We start from the raw sequence: 17,355 nt of genomic DNA, 5'->3' as shown, positions 1-17,355 counted from the left end.
GCGCCACTACACCACGTTTTACGCGAGGCATAACACTCTCCTGACTTTAGAATTCAAAAATTACAGATTTGGCAGCATGCGTTTTACTAACGCCTGATCCGCAGCATGCAGCTGCTTCATTGGGCGAAGCTGACGCTTACGCTTAGTCGATTTTTTTGTCAGGATGTGGCTACGGAAAGACTGCTTGTGCTTGATTCCGTTACCAGTCTTGCGAAAACGCTTTGCAGCGCCGCTGTTTGATTTGATTTTAGGCATTGTAAACAATACTCCGCATTCAAGTTTTTTTATCTGATAAACAACACTAAGCCGCCAAGCCTGATAGCAAGCTATCAAGCGAAGCGGTTTTAATATCGAACCAGGATTACTTTTTCTTCTTCGGCGACAGCAGCATCACCATCTGACGGCCTTCCAGTCTCGGACGAGACTCAACGACAATCATATCCCCCAGGTCTTCTTCGATGCGTTTCATCAATTTCATACCCAGTTCTTGGTGAGCCATTTCACGACCGCGGAAACGCAGTGTGATCTTCGCTCTGTCACCATCTTCCAGGAAACGTATCAGGTTGCGCAGTTTTACCTGATAATCCCCATCTTCCGTTCCAGGACGGAACTTGACTTCCTTGACTTTAGTCTGAGTCTGGTTCTTCTTCTGAGCTGCTTTTTGCTTCTTCAGCTCATACTGATAACGACCGTAATCCATAATCTTACATACGATCGGCTCAGATTTAGCGATTTGAACCAGGTCCAGACCGGCCTCTGCAGCTTTTGATAACGCTTCAGCAAGTGGAACAACGCCCACCTGTTCGCCTTCAGCATCAATTAACCGCACTTCCTTAGCACGAATGTTCTCATTAATCGGTGCAACTTCTACGTTGCGACCTCTTGGGTTATTCCGCTTAATAGCTAAATCTCCAATAATTCTTCTTAGCAGCCAGTGGTTAGCAGCGCTTCAACCTGCTCAAGACTCATGCTACCCAAGTCTTCACCAGAGCGGGTGCGTACAGCAACACTTCCTGACTCTACTTCTTTATCGCCGATAACGGCCAGATAAGGCACTTTGTGAATAGTGTGCTCACGGATTTTAAAGCCGATTTTTTCGTTTCTCAAGTCCGAAGAGGCACGAATACCTTTATTTCTCAGGCTTTTTTCGATTTCGGCACAATATTCAGCCTGTTTATCGGTAATATTCATAATTACAAGCTGCTTCGGAGCCAGCCATGCAGGCAGAGCCCCAGCATAATGCTCGATCAAAATACCAATAAAGCGCTCGAAAGAACCAAGTGCGGCACGGTGTAACATAACAGGTGTCTTACGCTCACCCTCATGATCCACGTATTCAGCACCCAAGCGTCCGGGCATTGAGAAGTCTACCTGAATAGTACCACACTGCCAGACACGATCCAGACAATCCCGCAGAGAGAATTCAATCTTAGGACCATAGAAGGCACCTTCCCCAGGCAGCACTTCAAATTCCAGCCCCTTTGCATTTAAGGCATCGGATAGCGCAGCTTCAGCTTTATCCCAAACCTCATCAGAACCCACACGCTGCTCCGGACGGGTCGACAGTTTGTATTCGATATCTTTAAAACCGAAATCAGCATAAACCTCATGCAACAGATCAATAAATTCAGACACCTCAGACTGGATCTGATCTTCAGTACAGAAAATGTGACCGTCATCCTGAGTAAAACCACGCACACGCATCAGACCATGCAGAGAACCTGAATACTCGTTACGGTGACAGGAACCAAACTCAGCCATACGTAATGGCAATTCACGGTATGATTTCAACCCCTGATTAAACACCTGAATATGACACGGACAGTTCATCGGCTTAACCGCGTAATCACGGTGCTCGGAGTGAGTCGTAAACATCTGCTCATGGAACTTATCCCAGTGACCGGATTTTTCCCACAACGTCCGCTCAACGACTTGAGGCGTTTTAACCTCTTTATAGTCATGCAGATCCAGCTTGCGACGCATATAGTTTTCAATGGTCTGATACAGAGACCAACCTTCCGGATGCCAGAACACCATGCCAGGTGCTTCTTCCTGCATATGGAACAGGTTAAGCTGCTTACCCAGCTTGCGGTGATCACGTTTTTCAGCCTCTTCCAGACGGTGCAGATACTCTTTCAGAGCTTTCTTGTCCGCCCAGGCAGTACCATAAATACGCTGCAACATCTCATTGTCTGAGTTACCACGCCAATAGGCACCAGCAACCTTCATCAGTTTGAAAGCTTTGATATGACCAGTTGATGGCACGTGCGGGCCACGGCACAGATCGACAAAGTCACCTTGCTGATAGAAAGACAGCGGCTGATCACCCGGAATATCCTTGATGATCTCAACCTTGTATTTCTCGCCTTTTTCTTCGAACAGACCGACCGCCTCTTCCCGGGAAAGGATGGAGCGCTCAACTTTATAATCTTTTTTAGCCAGCTCTTTCATGCGGGCTTCGATCTTTTCCAGATCTTCCGGTGTAAACGGGCGCTCAAAAGCAAAGTCGTAGTAGAAGCCGTTTTCAATTACAGGGCCGATGGTCACCTGAGCACTTGGAAACAGATCCTGGACCGCCATCGCCATCAGGTGCGCACAGGAGTGGCGAATAGTATCCAGCCCCTCTTCATCACGAGCGGTAATAATTGCCAGCTCGGCATCGTCTTCAATCAGGAAAGACGTATCAACGGGAACACCATTTACTTTACCGGCCAGGGCCGCTTTCGCCAGACCAGCACCGATATCAGCGGCAACATCATAAACAGTAACAGCCTGATTAAACGAGCGCTGGCTGCCATCAGGAAGAGTAATAACGGGCATATTGAATCCTACATTATGTTAAGCCGACCCCCACGAAAGGCCTGCATTAATGGACTGGAAATACAAGAACTGAACCACATATCAGCCCCAGATACTTACGCACAACAAGAAAACACTCTGTAATTGCGCGAGCGCGCGATAATAACATTCATAGAACATCGATGCTATCGCACGGACCAACACATTGACTTAAACTGACCGTGATACGGATACATGATTCAAAACCAAAACAGTCATCGAATCATATGACCAAACCAATCTCTGGCAGCAAAAACAGACAATGCGAACCATGCATCATCTGCACGACAAAAAACTGATATCATGTGCCCTAAAAAGGGGTCAGAAAACAAAGTATTACACCCCTGATTCAAGGCGAAGAATATGCACAACAAGAATCAAGAGCCCAATTTGTCTATTCTGGACACTCTGAACGAGATCGGTATTGCTCTGTCAGCAGAAAAGAATATGGACAGCCTCCTTGAGCGAATACTGATAAACGCTAAAAAGCTGACAGGTGCGGATGGCGGTACACTTTATCTTTACAACGCTAAAAGCCAGTCTCTTGAATTCAAGATTGTGCGAACGGATTCGCTGGGTATAAAGCTTGGTGGTGAAACTGGCGCGCCTATTAATGCTAATTTCCGCCCTTTACCCCTCTATCTGGAAGACGGCACATCCAACGAGCAGATGATCGCGGCCTATGCTGCAATTCACAAAGAGATCATCAATATAGAAGACGCCTACACCGTTACCCATTTCGATTTCAGTGGCACTCGCAAGTTTGATGAAAGCACCGGCTACCGCTCTAAATCCTTCCTGACGATTCCAATGACGAACCATGAAAATGACATCATGGCAGTGCTTCAATTGCTGAATAAAATTGAGGACGAAAGCGGAAACGTCATCCCCTTTTCTCAGCAAGATCAAAAACTTGCTGAATCTCTGGCCTCTCAGGCTGCTGTAGCCCTTACTAACCAAGGCCTAATTGACGAGATGCAAAACCTGTTTGATGCCTTTATCAAACTGATCGCAACCGCCATTGATGAAAAATCACCTCATACTGGCAACCACTGCCGCCGGGTTCCTGAAGCTACTATGATGATCGCTGAAGCGGCGCATCAAAGCAGCGATGACTACTTCAAAGAATTCTCTATGGACCCAGCAGACCGGTACGAGCTTAAGGTCGCTTCCTGGCTGCATGACTGTGGAAAGATCACCACTCCGGTACATGTTGTTGAAAAAGCGACCAAGCTGGAAACCATTCATGATCGCATTGAACTTGTTGCTGCCCGTTTCGAAATCCTGAGACGAGACTTAGAAATTTCCATGCTAAAACAAAGGATTAAAGCATTGGAAAAAGGAGAAACAGATCACACTTTAATTATTGATAATTATCAAAAGCTGGCACAGTCCCTTGCGGAAGACCTGAGTTATGTTAAAAACTGCAACACCGGAAGCGAGTATATGGCCGATGAACAGGTTAGCCGGATTCAAAGCCTTTCCAGGCTGAGCTGGACTGATATGACAGATAAACAACAGCCCCTGATTACTGATGAGGAATGTTACAACCTGACAATACGTCGTGGGACAATTACCCCTGAAGAGCGGGAGATCATCAACAATCACATGACTCTCACCATTCGCATGCTCGAACAGCTGCCCTTCCCGAAACACCTGCGAAATGTTCCCGAATACGCGGGCGGTCACCATGAAAGAATGGACGGCAAAGGCTACCCCAAAGGTTTAACCCGTGACCAAATGTCGATTCAAGCTCGAATAATGGCCGTTGCGGATGTTTTTGAAGCACTGACTTCATCAGACAGACCGTATAAGAAAGCGATGCCGCTATCGCAGACACTCACCATCATGGGGCGTATGGTTGAAGAGAACCATCTGGATCCGGATATTTTCAAGCTGTTTGTAAACTCTCAAGTCTATATGGGATATGCCCGAAAGTTTCTGAAACCCGAACAAATTGACGAAATAGATGTTGCGAAGTTACCAGGGATGAGCACCAACGTAACATTCTAACGACAAGACCAAGCTTGCAAGGAAAAGTATAAGATGTGGATTTCAATTCTAGGTTGCAGTGGAGGCATAGGGCCCGGCAACCGAACAACATCAATCCTGATTGATGACGACATTCTATTGGATGCAGGTAGCGGCGTGGGTGATCTGCAGCTTCAGCAGATGGCAAAAATTCGCCACATCTTCATTTCTCATTCACATTTAGACCACATTGCCTTCCTGCCTTTTCTTGTGGACAGTATATTCAGCCAAATCGAAGAACCCATTCAGGTTTATGGTCTACCGGAAACCATCAAAGCTTTAAAAGAACATATCTTTAACTGGTCTATTTGGCCTGACTTTTCAGAACTACCAACGAAAGATAATCCTGTACTAAAATTTAACATCATGCAGCCGCACACCAGCATTCAGGTTGGCGACAGAAAAGTAACCTCGATCCCGGTTGAACACGTTGTACCTGGCGTTGGCTACTGCGTTGAAAACAAAGAAGGCAAAAACTTTGCTTTCAGTGGTGACACTGCGACGAATGACAGCCTTTGGCAAGCACTTAACCAATTGCCCTCGCTTAATACCCTGATGATTGAATCCGGCTATCCGGACTGTATGGAAAACCTAAGCAAGATGGCGCAACACTACACACCAGCAATCCTTGCGGATGATATCCGTAAACTCAACCATAAACCCCACCTTCTGATTTCACACCTGAAGCCAGGACTGGAAATTCAGATATCAGAAGAGCTTCATCATCACCTGAAAGATTATCAGGTCACATGTATAAAAAGCGGCGACAGTATCGAATTGTAGATTAGAAAAAGGCTGCACCGCCTATAATTATATAAACAGTGTGCAGCCAGTTTCATATAAGTCTCTGAAGCTCCTTTACTTACTCAGGTTACGGTTACTCGCCTTCAGGAACTCATCCTTCAGATCTTCATAGGTGTGAACCGCTGGGAACTGAGGGAACTCAGCAATCACGTTGTCCGGCGCATGGAACAGAATCCCCTGCTCCGCCTGAGCCAGCATGGTGGTGTCATTGTAGGAATCGCCCGCCGCGATGACACGGTAGTTCAGCAGCTGGAATGCGCGTACTGACTGACGCTTAGGATCACGCTGACGCAGGGTGTAGTCGGTAATACGACCTTCTTCGTCAACTTCCAGTTTGTGACACAGCAGTGTCGGGAAACCCAGCTGAGCCATCAGAGGTGCTGCAAACTCATAGAAGGTATCAGACAGGATCACCAGCTGAAAACGTTCACGCAGCCAATCAGTAAACTCTTTTGCACCTTCCAGAGGCTCAAGCTCTGCGATAACCGCTTGGATGTCCGGCAGTTTCAGGCCATTTTCATCCAGAATACGCAGACGCTGTTTCATCAGCACATCGTAATCCGGGATATCCCGTGTCGTAGCTTTCAGCTCTTCAATACCGGTTTTTTCTGCAAATGCGATCCAGATTTCAGGGATCAGAACACCTTCAAGGTCAAGACATGCCAGTTCCACGGAATAATCCTTCTATAACGAGTGGGTAATAGGGTCATTTCTTATTGAATAGGCCTGCCATGGCGCTCCACAAAGGTCGCAGGCAAGTCTTCAAGCGGCAAAAGACTATCACAGAATGCCTTTTAAGTCAGACCAGAGGACGCAGCGCTAATCTGCCACAGCTCAACAAAGAGCCTCTTTCTGCATCATAACGGCATATTCATAGAAGCACTTTTTATTTATTTTTCTTCTAAGTAACTGGTACTTTATAGCCAAAATAATGATCGCAGAATCAGACCGCTTGATGAGCACTGGCGGAATGCCAGTCGCCACGACATAACAGGACAAGACATGAGCACGTTCAACGCTAACCAGTTCGCGCTGGAGTTTGACACCGAATCACCGAAGAAAATTATCGAAAAAGCCCTGGAAGAGTTCGGCAATATCGCCATCTCATTCAGTGGCGCTGAAGACGTCGTTCTGGTCGAAATCGCCAGCAAAGTGATTAAAGACAAGAGCCAGCTGCAGGTTTTCTCTCTGGACACAGGCCGACTTCATCCTGAAACCTATCAGTTCATCGAGACAGTGCGTAAGCGTTACGGCATTCAGATTGATATTGTGTCACCGGAGCATCAGGCACTGGAGGCTTTCGTTAAAGAAAAGGGGCTGTTCAGCTTCTTTGAAGATGGCCACCAGGAATGCTGTGGCGTACGTAAGGTTGCACCACTGCGCCGTAAACTGAGCACACTGGATGCCTGGATTACCGGCCAGCGTAAAGACCAGAGCCCAGGCACGCGCAACAGCGTACCGGTTGCGGAGATGGACAAAGCCTTCGGCACCGAGGAAAGCCCACTGGTGAAATTCAACCCACTGGCTAACTGGAGTTCGCAGCAGGTTTGGGAATATATCCGTATGTTCGATGTACCCTACAACCCACTGCATGAGCGCGGCTTCACCAGTATCGGTTGTGAGCCATGCACCCGTCCGGTGCTGCCAAATCAGCATGAACGTGAAGGCCGCTGGTGGTGGGAAGAAGCCACTCATAAAGAGTGCGGTCTGCATGCGGGCAACCTGCAGAAATAAGGCCTGCAGAAATAAGGCCTGCAGAAATAAAGACCGCAGAAGTAAGACTGTTTAAACGCAGAAAGGGCATCCAAATGGATGCCCTTTCTGTTTTAGCGAACGACACGTATCAGATAATGAACCGACAGATCAATGAACCGGCAGTTCAATATCGTCAAACAGAGCTTCAAGATCTGTTTTGGAGCTGCAGGCCAGAGCTTCATCGATCAGGTCTCGATCCAGATGCGGTGCAAATCGGGTAACAAAATCGTACATATAACCCCGCATAAAGGTGCCGCGACGAATCCCGATCTTGGTCGTGCTGGATTCAAACAGATGACTGGCATCCAAGGCAACCATATCTGAGTCAGCCTGTTCGTCATAAGCCATACCCGCGACAATACCCACGCCCATCCCCATACGTACATAGGTTTTAATCACATCAGAATCTGCAGCGGTGAAGACAACTTTAGGCTTCAGGCCTTTCTCACTGAAAGCTTCATCCAGCTTGGAACGCCCCGTAAAACCAAACACGTAGGTCACGATCGGGTGTTCCGCTACGGCTTCAAGGGACAAGGGTTGCTTCACTTTGGTCAGGGGATGATCTTTAGGGACCAAAACGCAGCGGTTCCAGCGATAACAGGGCAGCATAACTAAATCACTGAACAACTCCATCGCTTCGGTTGCAATGGCAAAGTCCGCAGCACCTTCAGACACCATTTCTGAAATCTGAATCGGTGTCCCCTGCTTCATATGCAGAGAAACATCAGGATACTTGCTGATAAAGTCCTTGATCACCCCCGGCAAGGCATAACGGGCCTGCGTGTGGGTGGTCGCAAGGCTCAGACTACCTTTTTTGTCATCGCTGAACTCCTGAGCCACCTGCTTGATATTATCAACGGTTCTCAGGATCTGACCAGCCAGATCAATCACTTCCTGCCCGGCTGGCGTTACACGCGTTAAGTGCTTGCCACTACGGGCAAAAATCTCAATACCTAATTCATCTTCCAGCAAGCGTATCTGCTTACTAATACCAGGCTGAGAGGTATACAAACTTTGCGCGGTGGCCGACACATTAAGATCATGGTGGGCAACTTCCCAGATATATCTCAGCTGCTGTAATTTCATTCCACCTTCCTCATTAATCGGATCGCAGGGCTGCCTCGCCCTTTAAGCACGCGATCATCTCGGGTCATCGATTTTTAAGAATATTATGCCATAAAAATATAAGCAAACATTACTTTTAAGAATATAGCAGACACGATAGATTAAGCCGCAGTATCACCCTAATGCGATTAGAAAGCCCAGCACTAACAGTCTGTTGAACCCAAATACAGCCTGTTGCTGACTGTATCCGCTCTGGTTACCGAGCAAACCTCTTAAATGCATAAGCTGAGTCTATATGGATTTACTACTCTACATTTTATCCGGTGCAGCCGTCGGCCTTGCCGTAGGTCTGACCGGTGTTGGCGGGGGCTCTCTGATGACCCCTCTGCTACTACTGTTTGGTTTCCCGCCTCATATAGCGATTGGTACCGATCTGCTCTATGCATCCATCACGAAAGCCAGCGGTGTTATAGCTCATCACAAGCAAAAAACGGTCGACTGGAAAATCATGGGGTCTCTCGCTCTGGGCAGCCTGCCTGTGTCAGCGGTTACCGTGTGGCTGCTGGCAAACTACTTTCCTTCTCCGGAAAGCTACGCCCACCTGCTAACCCATAGCCTGGGTGTTATGCTGATGCTGACGGCCGGTGTGCTGCTGCTGAAAAGCCGCATTAACAAAATGCATGCGACTCAGGATGGCCCGGTTCGCCGTTTTCTTGAACAGCATAAATACCGCTTTACGGTTGCGATGGGTGTATTACTGGGCTTCTGTGTCACCCTTTCCTCTGTGGGGGCAGGCGCTTTTGGTGCCGCTATTCTGCTGATTCTTTTCCCTGCGCTCAGTGCGATTCGTATTATCGGTACCGATCTGGCGCATGCCGTGCCTCTGACCCTGATTGCCGGTATTGGCCATATGTTCCTCGGTAATGTGGACTATCAGCTGCTGGCAGCGCTGCTAGTGGGCTCCTTGCCTGCCATTCACTTAGGTACCCGCCTGGGCAACCGTCTTCCTAACCGGGTTCTGCAACCGATTCTATCCAGCATGCTGCTGGGGCTGGGCATTAAGTATGCCTTTTTCTGAGCGTGACTCCTTTTAAGAGATTTTTCCTTTTCCTGTAACGAGCGTCTAAACAGAAAAACCTCCTGAAGAGGATACTTCGGGAGGTTTTTCATGGATTTCAGAGCACTGTCTCTTTACTCTAAACGGAAGACGTCGACATCCTCAAAGGCCGGAAATGCCGTGCGAAAATCCTGCAGAGCCATCCGATCGATCCGGTAAGTGTCAACAAAGGCTTCACCTTTGTCATGGTCTCCCAGGCTATGGCCTTTAAAGTCGATCAGTGCCGAACGCCCACTGTACGGAAACCCATTACCATCCGTTCCAACGCGGTTAACCCCAGCCACATAGCATAGGTTTTCAATAGCACGCGCCTGAAGAAGTATCTGCCATGGATGCTCACGCACTTCCGGCCAATTAGCCACATAGATGGCAAGATCATACTCATCATGATTGCGGCTCCAGACAGGAAAACGCAGGTCATAACAGATCTGAGGAAAAATGCGCCAGCCTTTATAGTGAATCACGTCGCGACTCTGGCCAGCCTGATAATGCTTATGCTCTCCCGCCATCCGAAAGAGATGATGTTTATCATAAGATTGCCATTGGCCGTCTGGCTGCACCCAATAGAAGCGATTATAACAACCGGCATCATCCTTAACGGCCACACTGCCACAAACAACCACTGAAATCGAAGCCGCCTGATGCTGCATCCATTGCAACGTTTTCTGATCAGCAGCCTCGGCAATCGCCTCCGGCTCCATAGAGAAACCAGTAGTAAACATTTCAGGCAGAATAACAAGATCGGTTTGCCCTGCTAAAGGCGCCAACTTATCAGCAAACATGGCACGGTTCTTTTCCGGTTCGTGCCAGAAAAGCTCCGATTGGACCAGTGTTACTCTGAGTTCATTCAGTATTTCCTGCTCATTACTCTCTAGAGACGACATAGCAACTCTCCTGCCTGTTTAAGTGTGGCTTCATTTTTAGCAAAACAGAAACGCACCAGCTTCATCTCCGCATCGGGTCTCTCGCAAAAAACAGACACCGGAATGGCAGCGACACCGGCTTCAGCAGTCAGCCAGCGAGCAAAACTGACATCATCCAAATCGCTGATCTGACTGTAATCTGCCAGCTGAAAATAGGTGCCCTGTGATGGCGTAAAATCGAATCGGCTATTCTGGATTTCACGGCAGAAAATATCCCGTTTCTCCTGATAGAAAGCCGGCAGCTCATTCTCATATTCCGGATGGGCATTCATATAGTCCGCAATCGCCAGCTGCATAGGTGTTGGTGAACAGAACGCAATGTATTGATGGACTTTGCGTAACTCTGACGAAAGCGCCTTAGGTGCAACACAGTAGCCGATTTTCCAACCGGTAATATGGTAAGTCTTGCCAAAAGAAGAAATAACAAAACTACGCTTTGCCAGCTCTTCATGGGTCAGAAGACTGTTATGAGGCATGTTATCAAAAACGATATGCTCATAAACCTCATCACCCAGCAGAAGTATATGAGTATCCCGAATCAGCTCAGCCAGCTTATCCAGATCCTCCCGGCTCAGGCTCACGCCACTGGGATTGTGAGGTGCATTAACGATGATCATGCGGGTCCGGGGAGAAATCGCATCCGCCGGGGCCTGCCAGTTAATTTTGAATTCCGGCAAATCCAGTGCTACGTGATGGCAGATCCCCCCATTAAGCTCAATAGCAGGCTCATAACAGTCATAACAGGGATCAAAAACAATCACTTCATCACCCTGACGGACCGTCGCACTGATCGCACAGAAGATAGCTTCAGAAGCGCCGGAGGTCACTGTCACTTCAGCATCCACATCAACCTTAGCCCCATAAAGTCGATCTACTTTCTCTGCAATCGCCTGCCGTAACGCAGGCACTCCGACAAAAGGCGCATATTGATTAGCACCGGATTGCATATAGTGAGAGACACGATCCCGGATCATTTGAGGGCCATCAAAGTCAGGGAAACCCTGTGAGAGATTGACCGCCTTATGTTCAGCAGCCAGCTGAGACATAACACTGAAAATAGTGGTACCCACTTTTGGAAGTTTGGTTTCCGGGTAGTGCATATAAAGGGCTCCAGAAAAGATCTGTTTTGTCAGAAAGTATCTCGATGAAAAAATGCCTTGATGGTATGCACAATGCGTATGCAGCACAAGCAGCACTATTAAGATGACCTACTGCAAAACAACAATAAAAACGCATCTTAGTGTTTGATTTTCTTTGCCTAGTAACCTAGTTCTTAAACAGCGGTCAGTTAAAGACTCTCTGAACATGATACCCAAGGAATGCCATGGCAGGTTCACCAGAAGCATCACAGAAAGCTTTGCGAACGACACTGCAGCTGTTAGCTCAACAGGAACAGGGCACACCCCTGCCTGAGATCTTAACCACTGCACTTGAAGCCTTAATCAGACAATCCGGGAGCCGCTTCGCTTTTCTGCTGCACAATCATTCGGGCACTCTTATTTCAGAGTTTTCAGCTCATGACCCTGAAAACCCGATGGATAAGCAACACTTACAGAATAACGCAGCAGACATGCTGTCCTGCCTGCTCCCTCAAATGAGACGAACCAGTCCGCTGATCGCCAATAGCTCTACAGCAGTCAAAGCTGAACTGAGCAATACAATGGCCTGGCGTTTGTTCCAGCGTCTGCTTTTGATCCCCCTAAATAATGTCTTGGGGGATAAGAAAGGCATTCTGGTTCTTTTCGGCCGACAGGATAACTACACACAGGAAGAGATTGTTGGCCTGGAGCCTCTGATCTCACTTTGCATCAACCTGTTAATGCACGACGAGCAAAAACCGGAAGACGAGCGAGAGCTGATCAGCAGCCCCGCCGTCGAAACCCCACAAGATACCCAAAATACATACGACTATCAGTTTATTAACAGTAAAGATCCTAGATTTATCACAACCGCTGAAGGCATCATTATCCATCACAATACAGCAGCCGAAAGCCTGCTGGCTTTCCCCTCAGAAAAGCTAACAGGTCAGCCTCTGACCCGAATAATACCCAAGCTCCAGCTCAACCTTCACCAGAAAGACCCCGATCACTTCCAAGAATTAAAGGCCTTCAGCAAAACAGGGAAACTGATCAACGTACGAATAGCCTGCAACCCTTTCATTCAACATTCCGAATTACTGTTTTCAATTCAGGTGCAGGATATTCGCGCTGAGATGGAAACCAAAACAGAACGCCACGAAAGAGCCTTCCGTATTCAGAAACAGCAACGGGCAACATTGGAAGTCGCGCGGATAGCCACACAGGAAGAGGCCCCTTTTGAAAATCTGGTACGGGATATCTGCCAGCTGGCGTCAGCGACACTTAAGACCCCAAGAGTCGGTATCTGGCTTTCAGAAGAAGGATCTCCGGTTTTCAGAAATGCAGTACAGATAAACCAAGGTAAAGCCGATTATTGTGAAAGCGCCCCCCTACTACTTAATAGCAACGCAACATTTGTCCGCCAACTCGAACAGGTTCGGGTGCTTTCTCTGTCTAATCTTAATGGTCCAAAACCCAACAACAGCTTCTTGTCCCAGGAGTATCTTCAACGAAACCAAACCGCCACGCTGATCTGTGCGGCATTTATTAAAAACAGCAACCTGATCGGCTTTCTGATGGTTGAGAACTCCGAACGTACGCTCTGGCATGAAGATCAGTACAACTTTGTCCGTGAGGTCGCCAACTATCTGCACATTCTGGTTCTGAACGAACACCGCCAGAAGATACAGAGCGATCTGATTCAACAGGAGCAACAGTTTCGACTGCTTTTCTTTGATAGTCCTCTGGCGATGATGGCCTTTGACCGGAATAGCTTTCAGTTTATCGCGGTCAACCATACAGCGACCGAAGTTTTTGGCTACTCACTCAGTGAGATGCTCAGCAAGGGTATCTACGATCTGATACCGATTCAGCAGGTGATGGATATTCATGCACTGGTTTCTATGAACAATGAGAGCGGCAACTACCATGTACTGGAAAGTCGCATGCAGAAATATTCCGGTGAGGTGGTTGATGTGGAGATACACTCACACTCCATTAATCTCTCATCACGACCTTCGATTCTGATGGTGGTCCACGATATTACCGAGAAAAAACGGATCGAAAGCAGTCTGCGCCGGACTCAAAAAATGGAGGCCATTGGTCAGCTGGTGGGTGGTATCGCCCATGACTTCAACAACATCACCAATATTATTAAAGGGCATGCAGAACTGCTGGAGATGAAACTCGCAGACAATGAAAAGGCAACCAAACATATCAACGCCATCACCAAAGCAGCAACACGAACCACAAGCCTGACCCACAAGCTGATGCAGTTCTCCCGCCAACAACAGATTAACAGTGAAGTTTGCCAGATTGACGATATCCTGGGTGATCTGATTGAACTGATGACTAAATCTCTAACCAAAAATATTCAGGTTGTACTTGAGATAGCAACGAACCTCTGGCCGGTACTTATTGATAGAGGGGATTTTGAAGATGTGATGATCAATCTGGCTATTAATGCCCGGGACGCAATGGATGGCCACGGGACCCTGACGATAGGCGCATCAAATATATGTCTGGATATGGATAGCCCTCTGATCGTTCGTGACCGCCAGCCAGGTAACTACACCTGCATCTATGTCAGAGATACCGGGACAGGCATCCCAAAAGAGCTGCAGGAGAAAATCTTCGACCCCTTCTTCACAACGAAAGAGAAAGGCAAAGGGACAGGACTGGGGCTTAGCATGGTGTACGGTTTTGCCAAACGCAGCGGTGGCTTTCTTGAGCTGGAAAGTCGCGAAGGTGTTGGCACCACCTTCTATCTGTGGCTCCCCAGAACAGAAGCGACATCAAATAATGGCAGCCCTCTCAAGAGTTTCATTCCTCATATCGATATCTCTCCTGGTCATACCGCACTGGTGGTCGATGATGAAGAAGATATCCGCTCCTCACTCAGCGAAATACTCGAAGCGATAGGTTTTGAGGTCAAGCAGGCAGAAACCGCAGCCCATGCCCGTCAGGTCATTGAGAATGAGCCCAGAGACTTCTCTCTGGTGCTCTCAGATATCGTGATGCCCGGCGATGAAAATGGTGTCAACCTGGCTCAATGGATCAAAGAACATTCACCGGATACGCACGTCATTCTGGCATCAGGCTATGCTGAAAATATCAGCCTTGCCGAAGCTCGCAGCTTTTCCTGCGAACTCTTGAAGAAGCCCTTTGGCCGTCAGGATATTCTTCATATCCTAAGCCATTGGCAATGGAACTAAACCCCTGGGCAGGTCAACGATCAGGAATAGTTAAGGCCATGGAGAATCTATGAACAACATTTCAGCACCGGTAGAAAAACACTTACTGGTTATTGATGATGAGCAGGATATTTGTGAGCTGGTCAGCGATGTAGCCGATATGCTGGGTTTTACCACTGAGCAATGCAGCCAGCTGAGCAGCCTGAGTGAACTTAAACTTATCCCTATGCCGGATATACTCGCTCTGGATCTTTCCATGCCTGAAGTCGACGGTATTGAAATTATCAATCACCTAGGCACCCTCGCCGTTAAACCGCAACTGATACTGATGACAGGCTTCGAGCGCTCAGTGCTTGACGGAGCCCATAAACTGGCAGACCGACTGAATGTACCCGTGCTGGGTCAACTGAATAAGCCCTTCAGCATACAGATGCTAAAAGACCTGCTGGAGCAGCCCTTTGTTCAAACCCGGCCGAGTGGCACCAAGCTTTCAGCAAAATCCGATGCGCAAAAATTTACCCATAGTGACATCGCCCGGAGCATTTCTAACGATGAGTTTGTTGCCTACTATCAGCCACAGATAGATCTGAAAACAGGCGAGCTGCACGGAGTTGAAGCTCTGGTTCGCTGGCACCACCCTAATGGCCTGATAATGCCGGATGAATTTCTGCCAGAGATCGAAAGTAATCAACAAATTTTGCCACTGACAGAAAGTGTTATTCAGCAAACTATGACGCAAATGATTCGCTGGCAGAGCCTTGGGCTCACTCCGGTGCAAACGTCCATCAATTTATCAGCCGCTTACCTTAACGAGCTGAATCTGCCCAACCTGATGTTACGGCTTTTAAAAGATCATGCCATACCCGCAGAGTTAATCACTTTTGAGATAACCGAGCGAATCGGCCTGAGCAATAACAATCAGGCGGTACTTGATACCCTGACACGGTTACGGCTGAAGGGGTTTTATCTTTCCATTGATGATTTTGGTACCGGCTACTCCTCTTTAGCGCAGTTGAATCAGCTGCCCTTCAACGAGATAAAGATCGACAAGAGCTTTGTTTTTCACCTGTTAAGCAGTCCGATCTCTAAAGCGATTGTGGAATCATCTATTTCATTGGCAAGACAACTGAACGTGCGCTGTGTTGCCGAGGGCATCGAAACCAATGAAATCCGTGATGCTCTCAAAGAGATGGGCTGCGATATCGGCCAGGGTTATCTCTACAGTAAAGCCTTACCACCGGATGACTTTATTCAGTGGGCCAAAACTTACATCGGCAAAAAACCCGACGCAGCAAACTAGAGCAAAACACCAGATCCCCACCCGCAATTTTTAATTCGATCTGATACAAAAGATCAACATAACAATAAGCTGCCCCCACCGGCTGACGACTGAGGAACACAAGCATGAATGAGCTAACACTTCTGATCGTTGACGATGACGAGATGCACTGCGAAATGGTCAGTGACATGCTGGAAGGCGAATACAATCTCTTCACAGCGACAACAACAGATGATGCCGAAGCCCTGTTCAGAGAACACAAGCCGGATATCGTTCTGCTGGATATTAATATGCCCGGTAAAAGCGGTATCGAACTTTGTCGGGAGCTGAAAGAATCCGATCAGGAATTTTCCGTCATCTTCGTATCGGGCCATAACTCGTTAGAAGAGCGGCTAAAAGCTTATGACGCTGGCGGTGATGATTTCGTACCCAAACCCTTTGAGATGAAAGAGCTGTTCGCCAAGGTTCAGGCGGTAGGTCAGTACCAGCTGGGTAAGCGCAACCTGAAAGATCAGGAAGCTTTCTCCAGGACAATGGCTTTTCAGTCCATGGCAGAAGCCTCTCAATACGGTTATGTACTGCAGTTCTTCAAAAACAGTATGCAAGCCAACTCTCTTGAAGAGGTCGCCAAACACTTCTTTGAAATGATGGGGAACCTGAATCTGATTACCAGCCTGCAGTTCCACGGCAAAGAGATTCACTCTTTTGATCAGGTTAATGGTGAATGCAGCCCAATTGAACTGAATATTTTTGAGCTACTAAGAGGCGTCGGACGCCTGTACGACTTTGACAACCGCACCATTCTGAACGATAACCACGTCTCTTTCCTGATCAAGAATATGCCGGTTGATGATGAAGTTAATTATGGGCGTTTGCGGGATGTCACTGCCGTTATTATCGAAGGACTCGAGGCAAAATATCTGGACCTCGAACGGGAAAAAGCTCTGAAAGGGATTCTTGCCCAAGTACAGACCATTATCGATCAGCTGGGAAGCGAGATCAGCGGCCACGAAGGCAAGATGGCTATGCAGATCAACAACATTGTTCTGGAAATTCGGAGCAGCTTCCATGAGCTGGATCTAACCCTGGAACAGGAAGACTACTTCTCCAAAGTGATCGAAAAGAGCCTGAATGAGATGGATACCGCGCAGGATGGCCTGAGTGAAGCCAGCGCATCATTAAAAGAACTGGCGCAGCAGATTATTAATGTAATCGACTGATTCTTTGTCAGTTTGGTCTTATCCGCAAAAAGCCCGCTAGTGAAGTGACCCCA

14 protein-coding genes are annotated in these 17,355 nt (G+C 47.8%); 7 read left to right on the top strand and 7 right to left on the bottom strand.

Annotated features, from left to right (window positions below):
* Positions 1–60: 60 nt before the first annotated feature.
* The 3 genes from rpmI to thrS all read right to left on the bottom strand — a co-directional run bounded on the left by rpmI (position 61) and on the right by thrS (position 2,820).
* Positions 61–255: a 50S ribosomal protein L35 gene (gene rpmI, locus AC4GL5_RS13375; RefSeq protein WP_077242513.1), complete on the bottom strand. Its 195-nt coding sequence runs from the start codon at positions 253–255 to the stop codon at positions 61–63.
* A 106-nt stretch (positions 256–361) separates the two neighbouring features.
* Positions 362–856: a translation initiation factor IF-3 gene (gene infC / locus AC4GL5_RS13370; protein ID WP_490383295.1), complete on the bottom strand. Its 495-nt coding sequence runs from the start codon at positions 854–856 to the stop codon at positions 362–364.
* Positions 857–924: 68 nt separating this feature from the next.
* Positions 925–2,820, bottom strand: a complete 1,896-nt coding sequence (gene thrS / locus AC4GL5_RS13365; protein WP_490383294.1) for a threonine--tRNA ligase — start codon at positions 2,818–2,820, stop codon at positions 925–927.
* 381 nt (positions 2,821–3,201) lie between these two features.
* On the opposite strand from thrS, the gene AC4GL5_RS13360 reads away from it, so the two are divergent.
* Positions 3,202–4,851: an HD-GYP domain-containing protein gene (locus AC4GL5_RS13360; protein WP_490383293.1), complete on the top strand. Its 1,650-nt coding sequence runs from the start codon at positions 3,202–3,204 to the stop codon at positions 4,849–4,851.
* Positions 4,852–4,884: 33 nt separating this feature from the next.
* On the top strand, positions 4,885–5,652 hold the full coding sequence (locus AC4GL5_RS13355) for a 3',5'-cyclic-nucleotide phosphodiesterase (protein ID WP_490383292.1): 768 nt from the start codon (positions 4,885–4,887) through the stop codon (positions 5,650–5,652).
* A gap of 75 nt (positions 5,653–5,727) precedes the next feature.
* On the opposite strand, the gene thrH is transcribed toward AC4GL5_RS13355, so the two are convergent.
* Positions 5,728–6,345 (bottom strand): bifunctional phosphoserine phosphatase/homoserine phosphotransferase ThrH, encoded by a 618-nt coding sequence (gene thrH, locus AC4GL5_RS13350; protein WP_490383291.1) that lies wholly within the window; start codon positions 6,343–6,345, stop codon positions 5,728–5,730.
* A gap of 330 nt (positions 6,346–6,675) precedes the next feature.
* Here thrH and AC4GL5_RS13345 point away from each other — a divergent pair, with 330 nt between their 5' ends.
* Positions 6,676–7,407 (top strand): phosphoadenylyl-sulfate reductase, encoded by a 732-nt coding sequence (locus AC4GL5_RS13345; RefSeq protein ID WP_490383290.1) that lies wholly within the window; start codon positions 6,676–6,678, stop codon positions 7,405–7,407.
* 129 nt (positions 7,408–7,536) lie between these two features.
* On the opposite strand, the gene cysB is transcribed toward AC4GL5_RS13345, so the two are convergent.
* A complete protein-coding gene (gene cysB, locus AC4GL5_RS13340; protein WP_490383289.1) occupies positions 7,537–8,514 on the bottom strand; it encodes an HTH-type transcriptional regulator CysB in 978 nt (325 codons plus the stop codon).
* A gap of 274 nt (positions 8,515–8,788) precedes the next feature.
* Between cysB and AC4GL5_RS13335 the strand changes: the two genes are divergently transcribed.
* On the top strand, positions 8,789–9,571 hold the full coding sequence (locus AC4GL5_RS13335) for a sulfite exporter TauE/SafE family protein (protein ID WP_490383288.1): 783 nt from the start codon (positions 8,789–8,791) through the stop codon (positions 9,569–9,571).
* A 113-nt stretch (positions 9,572–9,684) separates the two neighbouring features.
* Here the strand turns inward: AC4GL5_RS13335 and AC4GL5_RS13330 are convergent, their stop codons facing one another.
* Both AC4GL5_RS13330 and AC4GL5_RS13325 read right to left on the bottom strand, forming a co-directional pair.
* Positions 9,685–10,494, bottom strand: coding sequence for an amidohydrolase (locus AC4GL5_RS13330; protein ID WP_490383287.1), 810 nt, complete (start codon positions 10,492–10,494; stop codon positions 9,685–9,687).
* A complete protein-coding gene (locus AC4GL5_RS13325; RefSeq protein ID WP_490383286.1) occupies positions 10,482–11,633 on the bottom strand; it encodes a pyridoxal phosphate-dependent aminotransferase in 1,152 nt (383 codons plus the stop codon). Before AC4GL5_RS13325 ends, AC4GL5_RS13330 begins: the two co-directional genes overlap by 13 nt.
* Positions 11,634–11,857: 224 nt before the next feature.
* Here AC4GL5_RS13325 and AC4GL5_RS13320 point away from each other — a divergent pair, with 224 nt between their 5' ends.
* From AC4GL5_RS13320 to AC4GL5_RS13310, 3 genes are all read left to right on the top strand, one after another.
* Positions 11,858–14,824: a PAS domain S-box protein gene (locus tag AC4GL5_RS13320; RefSeq protein ID WP_490383285.1), complete on the top strand. Its 2,967-nt coding sequence runs from the start codon at positions 11,858–11,860 to the stop codon at positions 14,822–14,824.
* Positions 14,825–14,873: 49 nt separating this feature from the next.
* The gene (locus tag AC4GL5_RS13315; protein ID WP_490383284.1) at positions 14,874–16,103 is read left to right on the top strand and encodes a GGDEF/EAL domain-containing response regulator; all 1,230 of its coding nucleotides are present in this window, start codon (positions 14,874–14,876) and stop codon (positions 16,101–16,103) included.
* 104 nt (positions 16,104–16,207) lie between these two features.
* Complete coding sequence (locus AC4GL5_RS13310) at positions 16,208–17,302, top strand: response regulator transcription factor (RefSeq protein ID WP_490383283.1); 1,095 nt, start codon at positions 16,208–16,210, stop codon at positions 17,300–17,302.
* The last annotated feature ends 53 nt before the right edge of the window (positions 17,303–17,355 follow it).

It is taken from the genome of Oceanospirillum sp. (assembly GCF_982874595.1).
Note: the sequence above shows the minus strand (reverse complement) of the source record. Positions and strands in the feature narration are given on the sequence as shown.

Excerpts from the sequence above, each read along its gene's own strand:
- AC4GL5_RS13325 (WP_490383286.1), bottom strand. The coding sequence starts at position 11,633 with ATGCACTACCCGGAAACCAAACTTCCAAAAGTGGGTACCACTATTTTC.
- thrS (WP_490383294.1), bottom strand. The coding sequence starts at position 2,820 with ATGCCCGTTATTACTCTTCCTGATGGCAGCCAGCGCTCGTTTAATCAG.
- AC4GL5_RS13320 (WP_490383285.1), top strand. The coding sequence starts at position 11,858 with ATGGCAGGTTCACCAGAAGCATCACAGAAAGCTTTGCGAACGACACTG.
- AC4GL5_RS13315 (WP_490383284.1), top strand. The coding sequence starts at position 14,874 with ATGAACAACATTTCAGCACCGGTAGAAAAACACTTACTGGTTATTGAT.
- rpmI (WP_077242513.1), bottom strand. The coding sequence starts at position 255 with ATGCCTAAAATCAAATCAAACAGCGGCGCTGCAAAGCGTTTTCGCAAG.
- cysB (WP_490383289.1), bottom strand. The coding sequence starts at position 8,514 with ATGAAATTACAGCAGCTGAGATATATCTGGGAAGTTGCCCACCATGAT.
- AC4GL5_RS13355 (WP_490383292.1), top strand. The coding sequence starts at position 4,885 with ATGTGGATTTCAATTCTAGGTTGCAGTGGAGGCATAGGGCCCGGCAAC.
- AC4GL5_RS13360 (WP_490383293.1), top strand. The coding sequence starts at position 3,202 with ATGCACAACAAGAATCAAGAGCCCAATTTGTCTATTCTGGACACTCTG.
- AC4GL5_RS13345 (WP_490383290.1), top strand. The coding sequence starts at position 6,676 with ATGAGCACGTTCAACGCTAACCAGTTCGCGCTGGAGTTTGACACCGAA.
- AC4GL5_RS13330 (WP_490383287.1), bottom strand. The coding sequence starts at position 10,494 with ATGTCGTCTCTAGAGAGTAATGAGCAGGAAATACTGAATGAACTCAGA.
- AC4GL5_RS13310 (WP_490383283.1), top strand. The coding sequence starts at position 16,208 with ATGAATGAGCTAACACTTCTGATCGTTGACGATGACGAGATGCACTGC.
- AC4GL5_RS13335 (WP_490383288.1), top strand. The coding sequence starts at position 8,789 with ATGGATTTACTACTCTACATTTTATCCGGTGCAGCCGTCGGCCTTGCC.